The 15,470-nt window shown below is 50.5% G+C and carries 10 protein-coding genes; 7 read left to right on the forward strand and 3 right to left on the reverse strand.

Annotated elements, in window-relative coordinates; genetic code table 11:
- Positions 1 to 87: 87 nt before the first annotated feature.
- Positions 88 to 2,937 carry a two-component system sensor histidine kinase RcsC gene (gene rcsC / locus HEN21_RS02250; RefSeq protein ID WP_176251993.1) on the forward strand — a complete coding sequence of 950 codons (2,850 nt, stop codon included), beginning with the start codon at positions 88 to 90 and terminating at the stop codon, positions 2,935 to 2,937.
- A 147-nt stretch (positions 2,938 to 3,084) separates the two neighbouring features.
- Here the strand turns inward: rcsC and rcsB are convergent, their stop codons facing one another.
- A complete protein-coding gene (gene rcsB, locus HEN21_RS02255) occupies positions 3,085 to 3,735 on the reverse strand; it encodes a response regulator transcription factor RcsB (protein ID WP_001516743.1) in 651 nt (216 codons plus the stop codon).
- 16 nt (positions 3,736 to 3,751) lie between these two features.
- Positions 3,752 to 6,424: a phosphotransferase RcsD gene (rcsD, locus tag HEN21_RS02260; RefSeq protein WP_176251992.1), complete on the reverse strand. Its 2,673-nt coding sequence runs from the start codon at positions 6,422 to 6,424 to the stop codon at positions 3,752 to 3,754.
- A 737-nt stretch (positions 6,425 to 7,161) separates the two neighbouring features.
- On the opposite strand from rcsD, the gene ompC reads away from it, so the two are divergent.
- From ompC to mqo, 6 genes are all read left to right on the forward strand, one after another.
- A complete protein-coding gene (gene ompC, locus HEN21_RS02265) occupies positions 7,162 to 8,268 on the forward strand; it encodes a porin OmpC (RefSeq protein WP_107164533.1) in 1,107 nt (368 codons plus the stop codon).
- Positions 8,269 to 8,379: 111 nt separating this feature from the next.
- On the forward strand, positions 8,380 to 9,435 hold the full coding sequence (apbE, locus tag HEN21_RS02270) for an FAD:protein FMN transferase ApbE (protein ID WP_176251991.1): 1,056 nt from the start codon (positions 8,380 to 8,382) through the stop codon (positions 9,433 to 9,435).
- Positions 9,436 to 9,508: 73 nt separating this feature from the next.
- Positions 9,509 to 10,573, forward strand: a complete 1,065-nt coding sequence (gene ada / locus HEN21_RS02275; protein WP_176251990.1) for a bifunctional DNA-binding transcriptional regulator/O6-methylguanine-DNA methyltransferase Ada — start codon at positions 9,509 to 9,511, stop codon at positions 10,571 to 10,573.
- The gene (gene alkB / locus HEN21_RS02280; protein ID WP_176251989.1) at positions 10,573 to 11,223 is read left to right on the forward strand and encodes a DNA oxidative demethylase AlkB; all 651 of its coding nucleotides are present in this window, start codon (positions 10,573 to 10,575) and stop codon (positions 11,221 to 11,223) included. Before ada ends, alkB begins: the two co-directional genes overlap by 1 nt.
- Positions 11,224 to 11,298: 75 nt before the next feature.
- Entirely contained in the window at positions 11,299 to 12,942 is a 1,644-nt protein-coding gene (gene yojI, locus HEN21_RS02285; protein WP_176251988.1) for a microcin J25 efflux ABC transporter YojI, read from the forward strand.
- 217 nt (positions 12,943 to 13,159) lie between these two features.
- Entirely contained in the window at positions 13,160 to 14,806 is a 1,647-nt protein-coding gene (gene mqo / locus HEN21_RS02290; RefSeq protein WP_176251987.1) for a malate dehydrogenase (quinone), read from the forward strand.
- Between the two features lie 149 nt (positions 14,807 to 14,955).
- On the opposite strand, the gene eco is transcribed toward mqo, so the two are convergent.
- Positions 14,956 to 15,444 (reverse strand): serine protease inhibitor ecotin, encoded by a 489-nt coding sequence (eco, locus tag HEN21_RS02295; RefSeq protein WP_176251986.1) that lies wholly within the window; start codon positions 15,442 to 15,444, stop codon positions 14,956 to 14,958.
- Positions 15,445 to 15,470: the final 26 nt, after the last annotated feature.

A 15,470-nucleotide genomic window follows, 5' to 3' on the forward strand; every position in this document is an offset into this window, starting at 1 on the left:
ACCGAGAAGAGAGAACATTGCGGTGGCACGCTTTTACCGCTACCTTAACCACACTCCATCGGTCACCTGAGGCGGAGCTTCGCCCCTTTGAAATACCTTGCTTCTTTTCGCACAACCCTGAAAGTCTCGCGCTATATGTTCAGAGCATTGGCGTTATTGCTCTGGCTGTTGATTGCTTTTTCATCAGTGTTTTACATCGTCAATGCCCTGCATCAGCGAGAATCAGAGATTCGTCAGGAATTTAACCTGAGTTCCGATCAGGCTCAGCGGTTTATTCAACGTACTTCTGACGTGATGAAAGAGCTGAAGTACATTGCTGAAAATCGCTTATCTGTAGAAAACGGCGTGCTTTCCCCGCGTGGGCGAGAAACGCAAGCGGATGTGCCCGTGTTCGAACCGTTGTTTGCCGATTCCGACTGTTCCGCGATGAGTAACACCTGGCGCGGCTCTCTGGAGTCGCTGGCGTGGTTTATGCGCTACTGGCGCGATAATTTCTCTGCAGCTTACGATCTCAACCGCGTATTTTTGATCGGCAGCGATAACCTCTGCATGGCAAACTTTGGCCTGCGTGATATGCCGGTTGAACGCGACACCGCCCTGAAAGCTCTGCATGAGCGCATCAATAAGTATCGTAATGCTCCGCAGGATGACAGCGGCAGCAACCTTTATTGGATCAGCGAAGGCCCGCGTCCTGGCGTTGGATATTTCTACGCGCTGACGCCGGTGTATCTGGCGAACCGTTTGCAGGCTTTGTTGGGCGTTGAGCAAACCATTCGGATGGAGAACTTCTTCTTACCAGGTACATTACCGATGGGGGTTACTATCCTTGATGAGAATGGTCATACCCTGATTTCGTTGACCGGACCAGAAAGCAAAATCGAGGCTGAACCGCGTTGGATGCAGGAACGTTCCTGGTTTGGTTATACACCTGGCTTCCATGAGCTGGTGCTGAAGAAAAATCTGCCGCCATCATCGTTAAGTATTGTTTACTCGGTGCCTGTAGATCAGGTGCTGGAACGCATTCGTATGCTGATACTTAACGCTATTTTGCTGAATGTTATTGCCGGTGCGGCGCTGTTTACCCTCGCGCGGATGTACGAGCGGCGTATTTTCATTCCGGCAGAAAGTGACGCCCAGCGGCTGGAAGAACACGAGCAGTTTAATCGCAAGATTGTCGCCTCCGCCCCGGTGGGGATCTGTATTTTGCGCACCGCTGATGGTGTCAATATTTTGAGTAACGAACTGGCACATACCTATCTCAATATGCTTACGCATGAGGATCGCCAGCGGCTGACGCAAATTATCTGTGGGCAGCAAGTCAATTTTGTCGATGTCCTGACCAGCAACAATACTAATCTGCAAATCAGCTTTGTTCATTCGCGCTATCGTAATGAAAACGTGGCGATGTGTGTACTTGTCGATGTTTCTTCACGTGTGAAGATGGAAGAGTCGTTGCAAGAGATGGCGCAGGCGGCAGAACAGGCGAGTCAGTCGAAATCGATGTTCCTTGCCACCGTCAGCCACGAGTTGCGAACGCCGCTGTATGGCATTATCGGTAACCTGGATCTGTTGCAAACCAAAGAGTTACCGAAAGGCGTTGACCGTCTGGTGACGGCAATGAATAACTCTTCCAGCCTGCTGTTGAAAATTATCAGCGACATTCTCGATTTCTCGAAGATTGAATCGGAACAGTTAAAGATAGAGCCGCGTGAGTTTTCACCGCGTGAAGTGATGAACCATATCACCGCCAACTATTTGCCGCTGGTGGTGCGAAAGCAGCTTGGTTTGTACTGCTTTATTGAACCGGATGTGCCGGTAACCTTAAACGGCGATCCGATGCGTTTACAGCAGGTCATCTCCAATCTGTTGAGTAACGCCATTAAATTTACCGATACCGGCTGCATTGTTCTGCATGTCCGTGCTGATGGCGATTATCTTTCTATTCGCGTTCGCGATACTGGCGTGGGGATTCCGGCGAAAGAAGTGGTGCGGCTGTTCGATCCCTTCTTCCAGGTAGGGACGGGTGTACAGCGTAACTTCCAGGGAACCGGTCTGGGGCTGGCGATTTGTGAAAAACTGATCAGCATGATGGACGGTGATATCTCGGTGGAGTCTGAACCAGGTATGGGAAGCCAGTTTACGGTACGTATTCCGCTGTATGGTGCGCAATATCCACATAAAAAAGGTGTCGAAGGATTAACGGGTAAACGCTGCTGGTTGGCGGTACGTAATGCGTCACTATGCCAGTTTATCGAAACCAGTTTGCAGCGCAGTGGTGTAATCGTTACAACATACGAAGGTCAGGAACCCTCACCGGAGGATGTGTTGATTACTGATGAGGCGCTGAGGGAAAAATGGCAGGGCAGAGCGGTGGTGACTTTCTGCCGTCGACATATTGGCATTCCGCTGGAGAGAGCGCCCGGTGAGTGGGTGCATAGCGTCGCCTCGTCGCATGAACTGCCTGTGCTACTGGCGCGTATCTATCGGATAGAAATTGAAAGTGATGATCCTGCCAACGTTCTGCCGTTGACGGACAAAGACTCCACCAGCAATGACGACATGATGATTCTGGTGGTTGACGATCATCCGATTAATCGTCGCTTACTAGCCGATCAGCTCGGATCGTTGGGTTATCAGTGTAAAACGGCAAATGATGGCGTCGATGCGCTTAATGTACTAAGCAAGAATCATATCGATATCGTGCTTAGTGACGTCAACATGCCAAATATGGACGGTTACCGGTTAACGCAATGTATCCGCCAGCTGGGGTTAACGTTGCCGGTAATCGGAGTAACTGCTAATGCGTTGGCTGAAGAGAAGCAGCGGTGTCTGGAGTCCGGTATGGACAGCTGCCTGTCGAAGCCGGTAACGCTGGATGTGATAAAACAGACGCTGACGGTATATGCCGAGAGGGTCAGGAAATCGCGGAAATCGTAGGAGCTGTCGGAGCAAATGCCTGATGCGACGCTGGCGCGTCTTATCAGGCCTACGTTTGTGTAATATATTGAAATAGCGGGATTTGTAGGCCGGATAAGGCGTTTACGCCGCATCCGGCGGTCGGTGCTTATCTGGCCTGTCGGGAGATTACTCTTTATCTGCCGGACTTAAGGTCACAGAAGAGAGATAATTCAGCAGGGCGATATCGTTCTCGACACCCAGCTTCATCATCGCGGATTTCTTCTGGCTGCTGATGGTTTTGATGCTACGGTTGAGCTTTTTAGCAATCTCGGTAACCAGGAAACCTTCTGCAAACAGGCGCAGTACTTCACTCTCTTTAGGTGAGAGACGCTTGTCGCCGTAACCACTGGCGCTGATTTTCTCCAGCAGACGAGATACGCTTTCTGGGGTAAATTTCTTGCCTTTTTGCAGCGCGGCGAGGGCTTTTGGCAGATCCGTAGGCGCGCCTTGCTTCAGGACGATCCCTTCGATATCCAGATCCAGTACCGCGCTAAGAATTGCCGGGTTGTTGTTCATGGTCAGAACAATGATCGACAGGCTTGGGAAATGACGCTTGATGTATTTGATCAAGGTGATCCCGTCACCGTATTTATCTCCAGGCATGGAGAGATCGGTAATCAACACGTGCGCATCCAGTTTCGGCAGGTTGTTGATCAGTGCTGTGGAATCTTCAAATTCGCCGACAACATTCACCCACTCGATTTGTTCAAGTGATTTGCGAATACCGAACAGTACTATCGGATGGTCATCGGCAATAATTACGTTCATATTGTTCATGTAATAGGCTACCTTGCTACAGCAAGCTCTTGACATAGCTGTCAATGTCGCTGATGTATTTTTCTGTTCCTGGGACATCCTTCTCGCGAATAAGATGTTCCAGCGTTTCACATAACTGCTTGCCGGGTACCAGATTTAGCATGGCAAACACGCCTTTAAGACGATGAGCCGTTTGGGCTAATGCAGCAAAGTCACTGGTTGCTGCTTCAGTATATAGCCTCTTAACATCATCCGGTACTGTGTCTACAAAGAGCGCATAATAGCCGCTGGCATGGAGTTGTGCATTTTCATCTCCACCCATAGGCGATTCTGTCACCTCTTCCTGCGCCAGTTGCACTTCAATTAATTGTAAGACCGCTTCCTGCATAGCATTGCTCATATTGAAGTTGACGCACAATTGACCAGGCCCAATTTCCCGTACGCCAGACTCATCATCGCTTAAAAGCAAGCCAGAGGCAGTAAGATTAGACGGATTATCCGTTAAAAAGATATCATAATCCTGACTAATTAATCTTTCATCGGGTGTGATACAGGTTGCACCCCAATTTTCTAACTGGCGAGTGACAATATTCCGAATTTCTGTGGAAGTTACATCCACCATCACGGTGACATCATCCAGTAAACGTTCCTCTTCCTCTTCAACGTCCGGGTCTGCAGGCAGCATTTTGATATGCACGGAGTAGCGTGTACCAAGCCCGTCCCGCGTTTTAATATTTAAATGACCGCCCAGTTTTCGCGCCAGTTGATCACTCAACCAGAATGCCAACGGGTCCGCCTTGCCATAGCGATCGCTTTGGGTCTGGTTGATGAACGGGAAGTGTAAATTATCCATTTCATGAATGCTTACACCGTCTCCGGTGTCCAGAATGCGGAAAGTCAGACGTTCGTCAGAGGATTCATCCTGATCAACCTCAAGGGTAATTTTCCCCAGTTGCGTTGAGGTGACGGCATATTGCATCAACAGCAGCAAAATACGGCGTAAAGCATCGCGATCGCCACGGCGCATATCGTGTGCTTTCAGATGATTGTTAATCAGTAGTTGCAGGCCTTTGTGCTTCATTGCCGGTAGCACAGCAGGAACCACTTCATCGATTAAATCCTGTACGGAGAAAAGCTCGGTCTCGCTCTTCCAGCTATCGTCCGCAAGCATGTTCGCTAGCTGAATTTCATCGACCAGGCGCACCAGCACATCAGCCTGATTTGCCAGTTGTTTGCTTTCCGGGGAGTTGAGTTTAGCCGCACTTTCCGCCAGTGACCGTGCGGGTTCTTTCAGCGCATCACCAATGTTTTGCATAAAGGCCATCCGGCCCTGCTGGTTTTTCTCGTACAGACGCTGCGCCTGCTTGAGTTTCTTGTTCACCAGCACCTCGCGATCCTGATCGCGAATGATGAAGATTTGCGTACGCGGCGCTATCTGGCTGCGGAACATGCGAATTTCATACAGCTCGTTATTGACGGTCGCCTGAATAATCCCCTGATGCTGTTCTGCCATGGTGGTGATGTTTTGCAGATTCAAATGCGGCAGCAGATGGTCGGCAATCTTATTGCTGATAACTGTGCGATTCGATTCCTGATCGTGAACCAGCAGACCGAGTGGCAGCAGTGACACAATCTCTTCATTTATTGCCCGCAAGATACGCAGTTCGTTATTCACTGCGGTACTGGGAACGCTTTCTGTGCTGCGCCCGGAAAAATGGCGAAAGGTGGTGTAACCAAAAAGCGCCAGCGCCAGCAAACCAATGTTCAGCAGCAGTGGCAGCAGAATATTTTGCAATGTATCCAGCAGTAAAGTGCCGTAAGGAACCTGCCAGACCAGCCGCATATCGGTGGAGTTGAGCGCCGAAGAGATTTCAATCTTCGAACTATTAAAGTTAATGCTGACGCTATCCGTTGCTTCTTTCTCATTATTATTGTTACCCGCAGTACCTGCTTCTGGTTCAAGACGGAAGCTATCCAGCGGCATCCCTGGCGGGATTAGATCATTAATAGGCAGATCAAATGCAACCACCGTTGCCAGATGTCCCGGCTGGTTAAAGGTTGTACGCAAGGTAAAATAATGACCGTTCTGCCAGGCAAGACGGCGCAGGTTAGAAAAACTTTCACGTTCATCCAGGGCGTTAGCCTGTTGCAGCATCTCCGCGCGACGAGAATCAACAATGTCACTGACAGTCGATTCTTTAAATCCGGAGGTGAGATCTTTTAACGGCAGGGTCGAGATAAGAATCAGGCTGTTATCCTGCCCGTTCAGATAATACATCGACCACGGTACATTTTCTGCGCCCCATAATGTGTCCAGATAAGTAGACATTCGTTGGGTCATCTCAAGCGTTGAGTTGTCGTGAGAACCAAAGATCAGGGCTTCTGTTTTGCGACGCGGTTTTTCCAGATAGTAGACATCCTGTTTCAGACGCGTCTCTTGCAAACTTTCACTGGTGGAAGGTGAAGTCGTTGCAGCGATGTTGTCGTAGATCTGCCAGGTCACGTAACGCCAGGTATCGACGCGCTTTTGTATAGCATGAGTAATGTCGACAATCTGGTAGCTTTTATCTTTCAGCCAGGCGTTGACTGCGCTTTGTACCATTACACCCATCATCACCAGCAACACAATGATCAACAGTAAAAAGAAGCGGGTAATGCTCCCCGGTAGGAGTGAAAAGCGGGTCGTGGCCGTTGTCTCTTTCTGACGCATTCGTGTTTATGACCTGTTAAAACTTCGCGAAGTGATAGGGCAGTATAAAGGGTACAGTGCGAAATTCCAGACTATTACCCGATAGATGATTCTCTATTCCTCAACGATATGTCTCGTTCTGCCCGATGGGAAATAGATGTACACACCGCATTCTGCTGTACAAATAATCTGCAAAAAGAAGAGCGAAATTAATTACGGATAAAGAAAAGATGGCGGGAATTATATCTTGTTAAATTTTTGTGAAATTATTAACAAGCGTTATAATTTTCTAGCGGTAGTACAAAAAAATAAAAGTTGTGTAAAGAAGGGTAAAAAAAACCGGATGCGAGGCATCCGGTTGAAATAGGGGTAAACAGACATTCAGAAATGAATGACGGTAATAAATAAAGTTAATGATGATAGCGAGACATATTTTAGTTGCGAGTGAAGATTTTGTTTTGGCATTCAGTGCTATCAAGTACTTAAGAATAAGTTATTGATTTTACCTTTGAATTATTATTGCTTGATGTTAGGTGCTTATTTCGCCAATCATCAAGAATCTTAAAAAGTTCCATCATATTTACATTTTGAAACATCTATAGCGATAAATGAAACATCTTAAAAGTTTTAGTATCATATTCGTGTTGGATTATTCTGCATTTTTGGGGAGAATGGACTTGCCGACTGATTAATGAGGGTTAATCAGTATGCAGTGGCATAAAAAAGCAAATAAAGGCATATAACAGAGGGTTAATAACATGAAAGTTAAAGTACTGTCCCTCCTGGTCCCAGCTCTGCTGGTAGCAGGCGCAGCAAACGCTGCTGAAGTTTACAACAAAGACGGCAACAAATTAGATCTGTACGGTAAAGTAGACGGCCTGCACTATTTCTCTGACAACAAGTCAGAAGACGGCGACCAGACCTATGTACGTCTTGGTTTCAAAGGCGAAACTCAGGTTACTGACCAGCTGACCGGTTACGGCCAGTGGGAATATCAGATCCAGGGCAATACCTCTGAAGACAACAAAGAAAACTCCTGGACCCGTGTGGCATTCGCTGGTCTGAAATTCCAGGACGTTGGTTCTTTCGACTACGGTCGTAACTACGGCGTTGTTTACGACGTAACTTCCTGGACCGACGTACTGCCAGAATTCGGTGGCGACACTTACGGTTCTGACAACTTCATGCAGCAGCGTGGTAACGGCTTCGCGACCTACCGTAACACCGACTTCTTCGGTCTGGTTGACGGTCTGAACTTTGCTGTTCAGTACCAGGGTAAAAACGGTAGCGTAAGCGGCGAAGGCATGACCAACAACGGTCGTGGTGCTCTGCGTCAGAACGGCGACGGCGTTGGCGGTTCTATCACTTATGATTACGAAGGCTTCGGTATCGGTGCTGCAGTTTCCAGCTCCAAACGTACTGATGATCAGAACAGCGCTGCTTACATCGGTAACGGCGACCGTGCTGAAACCTACACTGGTGGTCTGAAATACGACGCTAACAACATCTACCTGGCTGCTCAGTACACCCAGACCTACAACGCAACTCGCGTAGGTTCTCTGGGTTGGGCGAACAAAGCACAGAACTTCGAAGCTGTTGCTCAGTACCAGTTCGACTTCGGTCTGCGTCCGTCTGTAGCATACCTGCAGTCTAAAGGTAAAAACCTGGGTGTCGTTGCTGGTCGTAACTACGACGACGAAGATATCCTGAAATATGTTGATGTTGGTGCTACCTACTACTTCAACAAAAACATGTCCACCTACGTTGACTACAAAATCAACCTGCTGGACGACAACCAGTTCACCCGCGCTGCTGGCATCAACACTGATGACATCGTGGCTCTGGGTCTGGTTTACCAGTTCTAATCTCGATTTATATCGAACAAAGGGCCTGCGGGCCCTTTTTTCATTGTTTTCAGCGTACAAACGCAGTTTTTTGGTGTACTCTTGCGACCGTTCGCATGAGGATAATCACGTATGGAAATAAGCTTTACCCGCGTGGCATTGCTGGCTGCCGCGCTCTTCTTTGTTGGTTGCGATCAAAAAACACAACCCGCCAAATCCCACGCTACTGAAGTTACCGTTCTTGAAGGCAAAACGATGGGAACCTTCTGGCGTGCCAGCATCCCTGGCCTTGATGCCAAACGCAGTGCTGAACTTAAAGAGAAGATTCAGACCCAGCTGGACGCCGACGATCAGCTGCTTTCGACCTATAAAAAAGACTCCGCGCTGATGCGCTTTAACGACTCGAAAAGTTTGTCGCTGTGGCCGGTAAGTGAAGCGATGGCCGATATCATCACCACCTCGCTGCGCATTGGCACCAAAACCGATGGCGCGATGGATATTACTGTCGGGCCGCTGGTGAATCTGTGGGGCTTTGGCCCGGAACAACAGCCGGTACAAATCCCGAACCAGGAACAGATCGACGCGATGAAAGCCAAAACTGGGTTACAGCATCTGACGGTCATTAATCAGTCACATCAGCAATATCTGCAAAAAGATCTGCCGGACTTATATGTCGATCTTTCCACCGTCGGCGAAGGTTATGCGGCAGATCATCTGGCACGCTTAATGGAGCAGGAAGGGCTTTCCCGCTATCTGGTGTCGGTGGGCGGCGCGCTGAACAGCCGTGGCATGAACGGCGAAGGGCAGCCGTGGCGGGTGGCGATCCAAAAACCGACCGATAAAGAGAACGCGGTTCAGGCCGTGGTTGACATCAATGGTCACGGTATCAGCACTTCTGGCAGCTATCGCAACTATTACGAGCTGGACGGCAAACGCCTTTCCCATGTTATTGATCCGCAAACCGGGCGTCCCATTGAACACAATCTGGTATCCGTGACGGTGATTGCCCCGACGGCGCTGGAAGCCGACGCCTGGGATACCGGCTTGATGGTACTGGGGCCGGAGAAAGCCAAAGAGGTTGTTCGCCGGGAAGGGCTGGCGGTTTATATGATCACCAAAGAGGGCGATAGCTTTAAAACCTGGATGTCGCCGCAGTTTAAAAGCTTCCTTATCAGCGAAAAAAATTAAAGCGCAAGATTGTTGGTTTTTGCGCAATGGTGACCGGGCAGACTAAAGGCTATCCTTAACCAGGGAGCTGATTATGAACAACGCCACACGCTTAACTGACGATCAACGCTGGCAATCTGTCTTAGCCCGCGACCCAAACGCCGACGGCGAATTTGTCTTCGCCGTGCGCACCACAGGCATCTTTTGCCGTCCGTCTTGCCGCGCCAGACATGCCTTGCGGGAAAATGTCTCCTTCTACGCAAATGCCAGCGAGGCACTCGCCGCCGGATTTCGCCCCTGCAAACGCTGCCAACCTGATAAAGCCAATGCCCAGCAACATCGGTTGGATAAAATCACCCACGCGTGTCGACTGCTGGAACAGGAAACGCCTGTAACGCTGGAAGCCTTAGCCGAACAGGTGGCGATGAGTCCGTTCCATTTGCATAGATTGTTTAAAGCGACTACCGGAATGACGCCGAAAGCCTGGCAGCAGGCCTGGCGTGCTCGCCGATTGCGGGAGTCTCTGGCAAAAGGGGAGAGCGTGACTCAGGCGATTCTCAATGCCGGATTCCCCGACGGCAGCAGTTACTACCGTAAAGCCGATGAAACGCTGGGCATGACGGCTAAACAATTTCGTCACGGTGGCGAAAACCTGGCTGTGCGTTATGCACTGGCTGATTGTGAGCTGGGTCGTTGCCTGGTGGCAGAAAGCGAGCGGGGGATTTGCGCGATATTGCTGGGCGATGATGACGCGACACTAATCAGCGAGTTGCAGCAGATGTTTCCCGCTGCCGACAACGCGCCTGCCGATCTGACGTTTCAACAACATGTGCGTGACGTGATCGCCAGCCTCAATCAACGCGATACGCCGCTGACGTTACCGCTGGATATTCGCGGCACTGCTTTTCAGCAACAAGTCTGGCAGGCACTGCGCACGATACCTTGCGGTGAAACCGTCAGTTATCAGCAACTGGCTAACGCCATCGGCAAACCGAAAGCGGTACGGGCCGTTGCCAGCGCCTGTGCCGCCAACAAGCTGGCTATCGTAATACCCTGTCATCGAGTGGTCCGTGGTGATGGCACACTTTCCGGTTACCGCTGGGGCGTGTCGCGTAAAGCGCAACTGCTGCGCCGCGAAGCTGAAAATGAGGAGAGGTAATGTTGGATCTGTTTGCCGATGCTGAACCGTGGCAAGAGCCACTGGCGGCTGGTGCGGTAATTTTACGGCGTTTTGCTTTTAACGCTGCGGAGCAACTAATCCGCGATATTAATGACGTTGCCAGCCAGTCGCCGTTTCGCCAGATGGTCACACCTGGCGGATATACCATGTCGGTGGCGATGACCAACTGCGGGCATCTGGGCTGGACGACCAATCGGCAGGGCTATCTCTATTCGCCCATCGATCCGCAAACAAATAAACCGTGGCCCGCCATGCCACAAAGCTTTCATTATTTATGTCAACGTGCGGCTACGGCGGCGGGCTATCCAGATTTCCTGCCAGATGCCTGTCTTATCAACCGCTACGCTCCTGGCGCGAAACTGTCGCTGCATCAGGATAAAGACGAACCGGATCTGCGCGCGCCAATTGTTTCTGTTTCTCTGGGCTTACCCGCGATTTTTCAATTTGGCGGCCTGAAACGAAATGATCCGCTCAAACGATTGTTGTTGGAACATGGTGATGTGGTGGTGTGGGGCGGTGAGTCGCGGCTGTTTTATCATGGCATTCAACCGCTGAAAGCGGGGTTTCATCCACTCACCGGCGACTGCCGCTACAACCTGACATTCCGGCAGGCAGGTAAAAAAGAATAAAAATAAGAATTATTATTGCTGTGCGCGCGAAGATGTTTAAACTGCGGGCTGTAATTTATTGTCCGGGTTTTCTGCATGGAACTTCTTGTACTTGTCTGGCGGCAGTATCGCTGGCCATTTATCAGTGTGATGGCGCTAAGCCTCGCCAGTGCGGCATTAGGCATTGGCTTAATTGCTTTTATCAATCAGCGCCTTATCGAAACGGCGGATACCAGTCTGCTGGTGTTGCCGGAGTTTCTGGGATTATTGCTGCTGTTGATGGCAGTCACTCTCGGATCGCAACTGGCGCTCACCACTTTGGGGCATCACTTCGTTTACCGACTGCGTAGTGAATTTATCAAGCGGATTCTGGATACCCACGTCGAGCGCATTGAACAACTCGGTAGCGCCTCGTTGCTGGCGGGGTTAACCAGCGATGTGCGCAATATCACCATTGCTTTTGTGCGTCTGCCGGAACTGGTGCAGGGGATCATTCTCACTATCGGTTCAGCGGCGTATTTGTGGATGCTGTCGGGCAAAATGTTGCTGGTAACGGCTACCTGGATGGCGGTCACCATCTGGGGCGGTTTTGTGCTGGTGGCGCGGGTGTACAAACATATGGCGACCTTGCGTGAAACCGAAGACAAGCTGTACACGGATTTTCAAACCGTACTCGAAGGGCGCAAAGAGCTGACTCTGAACCGGGAACGCGCCGAGTATGTGTTTAACAACCTCTACATCCCCGATGCGCAAGAGTATCGCCACCATATTATCCGCGCAGACACCTTCCATCTTAGCGCCGTGAACTGGTCAAACATCATGATGTTGGGCGCAATCGGCCTGGTGTTCTGGATGGCGAACAGTCTCGGTTGGGCTGATACCAACGTTGCCGCGACCTATTCGTTGACGCTGTTATTCCTGCGTACACCGCTGCTTTCGGCGGTTGGCGCATTGCCGACGCTGCTGACGGCGCAGGTGGCGTTTAACAAGCTGAACAAATTCGCACTCGCGCCTTTCAAAGCGGAATTTCCGCGCCCGCAGGCGTTTCCCAACTGGCAAACACTGGAATTGCGTAACGTGACGTTTAGCTATCAGGATAACGCGTTTTCCGTTGGGCCGATTAACCTCACCATCAAACGTGGCGAACTGCTGTTTCTGATTGGCGGCAACGGTAGCGGAAAATCGACGCTGGCGATGTTGCTGACGGGCTTGTATCAGCCACAAAGCGGCGAAATCTTGCTGGATGGCAAACCTGTCAGCGGCGAACAACCGGAAGATTATCGCAAACTGTTTTCGGCAGTGTTTACCGATGTCTGGCTGTTTGATCAGTTGCTGGGGCCAGAGGGAAAACCGGCTAATCCACAACTGGTTGAGAAGTGGCTGGCACAACTGAAAATGGCTCATAAGCTTGAGTTAAATAACGGGCGTATTCTTAACCTCAGGTTATCGAAAGGCCAGAAAAAACGCGTGGCGCTGTTGCTGGCTTTGGCAGAAGAACGAGATATTATTCTGCTTGATGAATGGGCGGCGGATCAGGACCCGCATTTCCGTCGTGAGTTTTATCAGGTACTGTTGCCGCTGATGCAGGAAATGGGTAAAACCATATTCGCCATTAGTCATGACGATCATTACTTTATCCACGCTGACCGCCTGCTGGAGATGCGCAGTGGGCAACTTAGCGAGCTGACGGGCGAAGAGCGCGATGCTGCTTCGCGTGATGCCGTTGCCCGGACGGCATAATATTTCGACGCTGACCTGGCGGACTGCTGCCGCCAGGTCAATATTCTAAAAATCCCTTCGTTTCTAATAACCCTATAATTAATCAACGAAATTATAATGTTTCTAAAATTAGAATATAATTTATAAACATTATTTAAATGTTGTTACTTAAGTGTTACCGTTGATGCCGCGCAAATCTCACCTGCAATAAAGCGACTAAAAGTAAGGCATTAACAAGATGAAAAAAGTGACTGCCATGCTCTTCTCGATGGCCGTGGGGCTTAATGCCGTTTCGATGGCGGCAAAAGCGAAAGCGTCCGAGGAGCAGGAAACTGATGTACTGTTGATTGGCGGCGGCATTATGAGCGCCACATTGGGGACTTATTTACGCGAGCTGGAGCCAGAGTGGTCGATGACCATGGTGGAGCGCCTGGAGGGGGTTGCGCAGGAGAGTTCGAACGGCTGGAACAACGCCGGAACCGGGCATTCTGCGCTGATGGAACTCAATTACACCCCGCAAAACGCCGATGGCAGCATCAGTATTGAAAAAGCAGTCGCCATTAATGAAGCATTCCAGATTTCCCGCCAGTTCTGGGCGCACCAGGTCGAGCGCGGCGTGCTGCGTACTCCGCGTTCATTTATCAATACCGTTCCGCACATGAGCTTTGTCTGGGGTGAGGATAACGTCAATTTCCTGCGCGCCCGTTACGCGGCATTGCAACAAAGTTCGCTGTTTCGCGGTATGCGTTACTCTGAAGATCACGCGCAGATCAAAGAGTGGGCACCGTTAGTGATGGAAGGGCGCGATCCGCAACAGAAAGTGGCAGCCACGCGTACGGAAATTGGTACCGATGTGAACTACGGCGAGATCACCCGCCAGTTAATAGCTTCCTTGCAGAAGAAGTCTAACTTCTCGCTGCAACTCAGCAGTGAAGTCCGCGCTCTCAAACGTAATGACGATAACACCTGGACCGTCACCGTTGCCGATCTGAAAAACGGCACTGCACAGAACATTCGTGCCAAATTTGTCTTTATCGGCGCGGGCGGTGCGGCGCTGAAGCTGTTACAGGAATCGGGGATTCCGGAAGCGAAAGACTACGCCGGTTTCCCGGTGGGCGGACAGTTCCTTGTTTCGGAAAACCCGGACGTGGTTAATCACCATCTGGCGAAAGTTTACGGTAAAGCATCCGTTGGCGCACCACCGATGTCGGTTCCGCATATCGATACCCGTGTGCTGGACGGTAAACGCGTAGTGCTGTTTGGGCCATTTGCCACCTTCTCAACCAAATTCCTCAAAAACGGTTCATTGTGGGATCTGATGAGTTCCACCACCACCTCTAACGTGATGCCGATGATGCACGTCGGGCTGGATAATTTCGATCTGGTGAAATATCTGGTAAGTCAGGTGATGTTGAGTGAAGAGGATCGTTTTGAAGCGTTGAAAGAGTACTATCCGCAAGCGAAAAAAGAGGACTGGCGTTTGTGGCAAGCGGGGCAGCGTGTGCAGATTATCAAGCGTGATGCCGAGAAAGGTGGTGTACTGCGTCTGGGTACCGAAGTGGTCAGTGACCAGCAAGGAACCATTGCCGCGCTCTTGGGGGCATCGCCAGGGGCGTCAACCGCCGCGCCGATTATGTTGAATCTGCTGGAAAAAGTATTTGGCGATCGCGTTTCCAGCCCGCAATGGCAGGCAACGTTGAAAGCGATCGTTCCGTCTTATGGACGTAAGCTGAACGGTGATGTAGCGGCAACAGAACGCGAGTTGCAGTACACCAGCGAAGTGCTGGGGCTGAAATACGACAAGCCGCAGGCGGCAGACAATACGCCAAAACCGCAGTTGAAACCGCAACCCGTTCAAAAAGAAGTGGCGGATATTGCGTTGTAATGATGTGCCACATCCGGCATGGGATGCCGGATGTGGCGTATGCTAATAAGACGCTTCAGCGTCGCATCAGGCAACCGGCTCGGGCGTTAGATGTCGGATGCGGCGTAACCGTCTTATTCGGCCTACGGGGTGCCGCACCTCACAGCAGTTTAGCGAACTACCGCGTTGTCAATTTTCTCTTCCGCCTTCCAGACCCGGTACTTCACATCCACGTTGTCTGGCGTATACACCACGATCGGCAGCTTGCTGTTGTAACGCAGCATTCCAGCATCGCCCAGATACGCGGTGACAAATTTCTTCTCTTTCTTGCCATCCGGGCAGGCCATCATCGTGGAAACCGGCGAGCTTACTTTATCAAAGACATAATAATCATAGCCCCAGCCTTCCAGCGTTTTGCTTTCCAGCTTTCCGCCGAGACGATGCAGGTTGCAATCGACTTCCAGCGTCTGACCGATTAACAGTTCTACTTTCAGGGTAGATTCATCTTCTTGCGGGGTTAACTGAATCACCTGACGCTTCATGCCTTTTTCAGCTTGTGGATAAGGGGCGATTTTTTCCAGTGGCTGGACGCTGTCTGCCGCCCAGGCTGAGGTTGCGGCGAAAGCGGCAAACAGCACTGCAGGTAGAATGGTCTTCATTTGTTTTCCTTCTTCATTTATAGGTT

This window comes from Escherichia sp. 93.1518, from assembly GCF_013368915.2.
Classification (GTDB): Bacteria; Pseudomonadota; Gammaproteobacteria; order Enterobacterales; family Enterobacteriaceae; genus Escherichia; species Escherichia ruysiae.

What these genes read in the sequence shown, in the direction of transcription:
- rcsB (WP_001516743.1), bottom strand. Translation starts at nt 3,735, where the DNA reads ATGAACAATATGAACGTAATTATTGCCGATGACCATCCGATAGTACTG.
- apbE (WP_176251991.1), top strand. Translation starts at nt 8,380, where the DNA reads ATGGAAATAAGCTTTACCCGCGTGGCATTGCTGGCTGCCGCGCTCTTC.
- ada (WP_176251990.1), top strand. Translation starts at nt 9,509, where the DNA reads ATGAACAACGCCACACGCTTAACTGACGATCAACGCTGGCAATCTGTC.
- ompC (WP_107164533.1), top strand. Translation starts at nt 7,162, where the DNA reads ATGAAAGTTAAAGTACTGTCCCTCCTGGTCCCAGCTCTGCTGGTAGCA.
- yojI (WP_176251988.1), top strand. Translation starts at nt 11,299, where the DNA reads ATGGAACTTCTTGTACTTGTCTGGCGGCAGTATCGCTGGCCATTTATC.
- alkB (WP_176251989.1), top strand. Translation starts at nt 10,573, where the DNA reads ATGTTGGATCTGTTTGCCGATGCTGAACCGTGGCAAGAGCCACTGGCG.
- mqo (WP_176251987.1), top strand. Translation starts at nt 13,160, where the DNA reads ATGAAAAAAGTGACTGCCATGCTCTTCTCGATGGCCGTGGGGCTTAAT.
- eco (WP_176251986.1), bottom strand. Translation starts at nt 15,444, where the DNA reads ATGAAGACCATTCTACCTGCAGTGCTGTTTGCCGCTTTCGCCGCAACC.
- rcsD (WP_176251992.1), bottom strand. Translation starts at nt 6,424, where the DNA reads ATGCGTCAGAAAGAGACAACGGCCACGACCCGCTTTTCACTCCTACCG.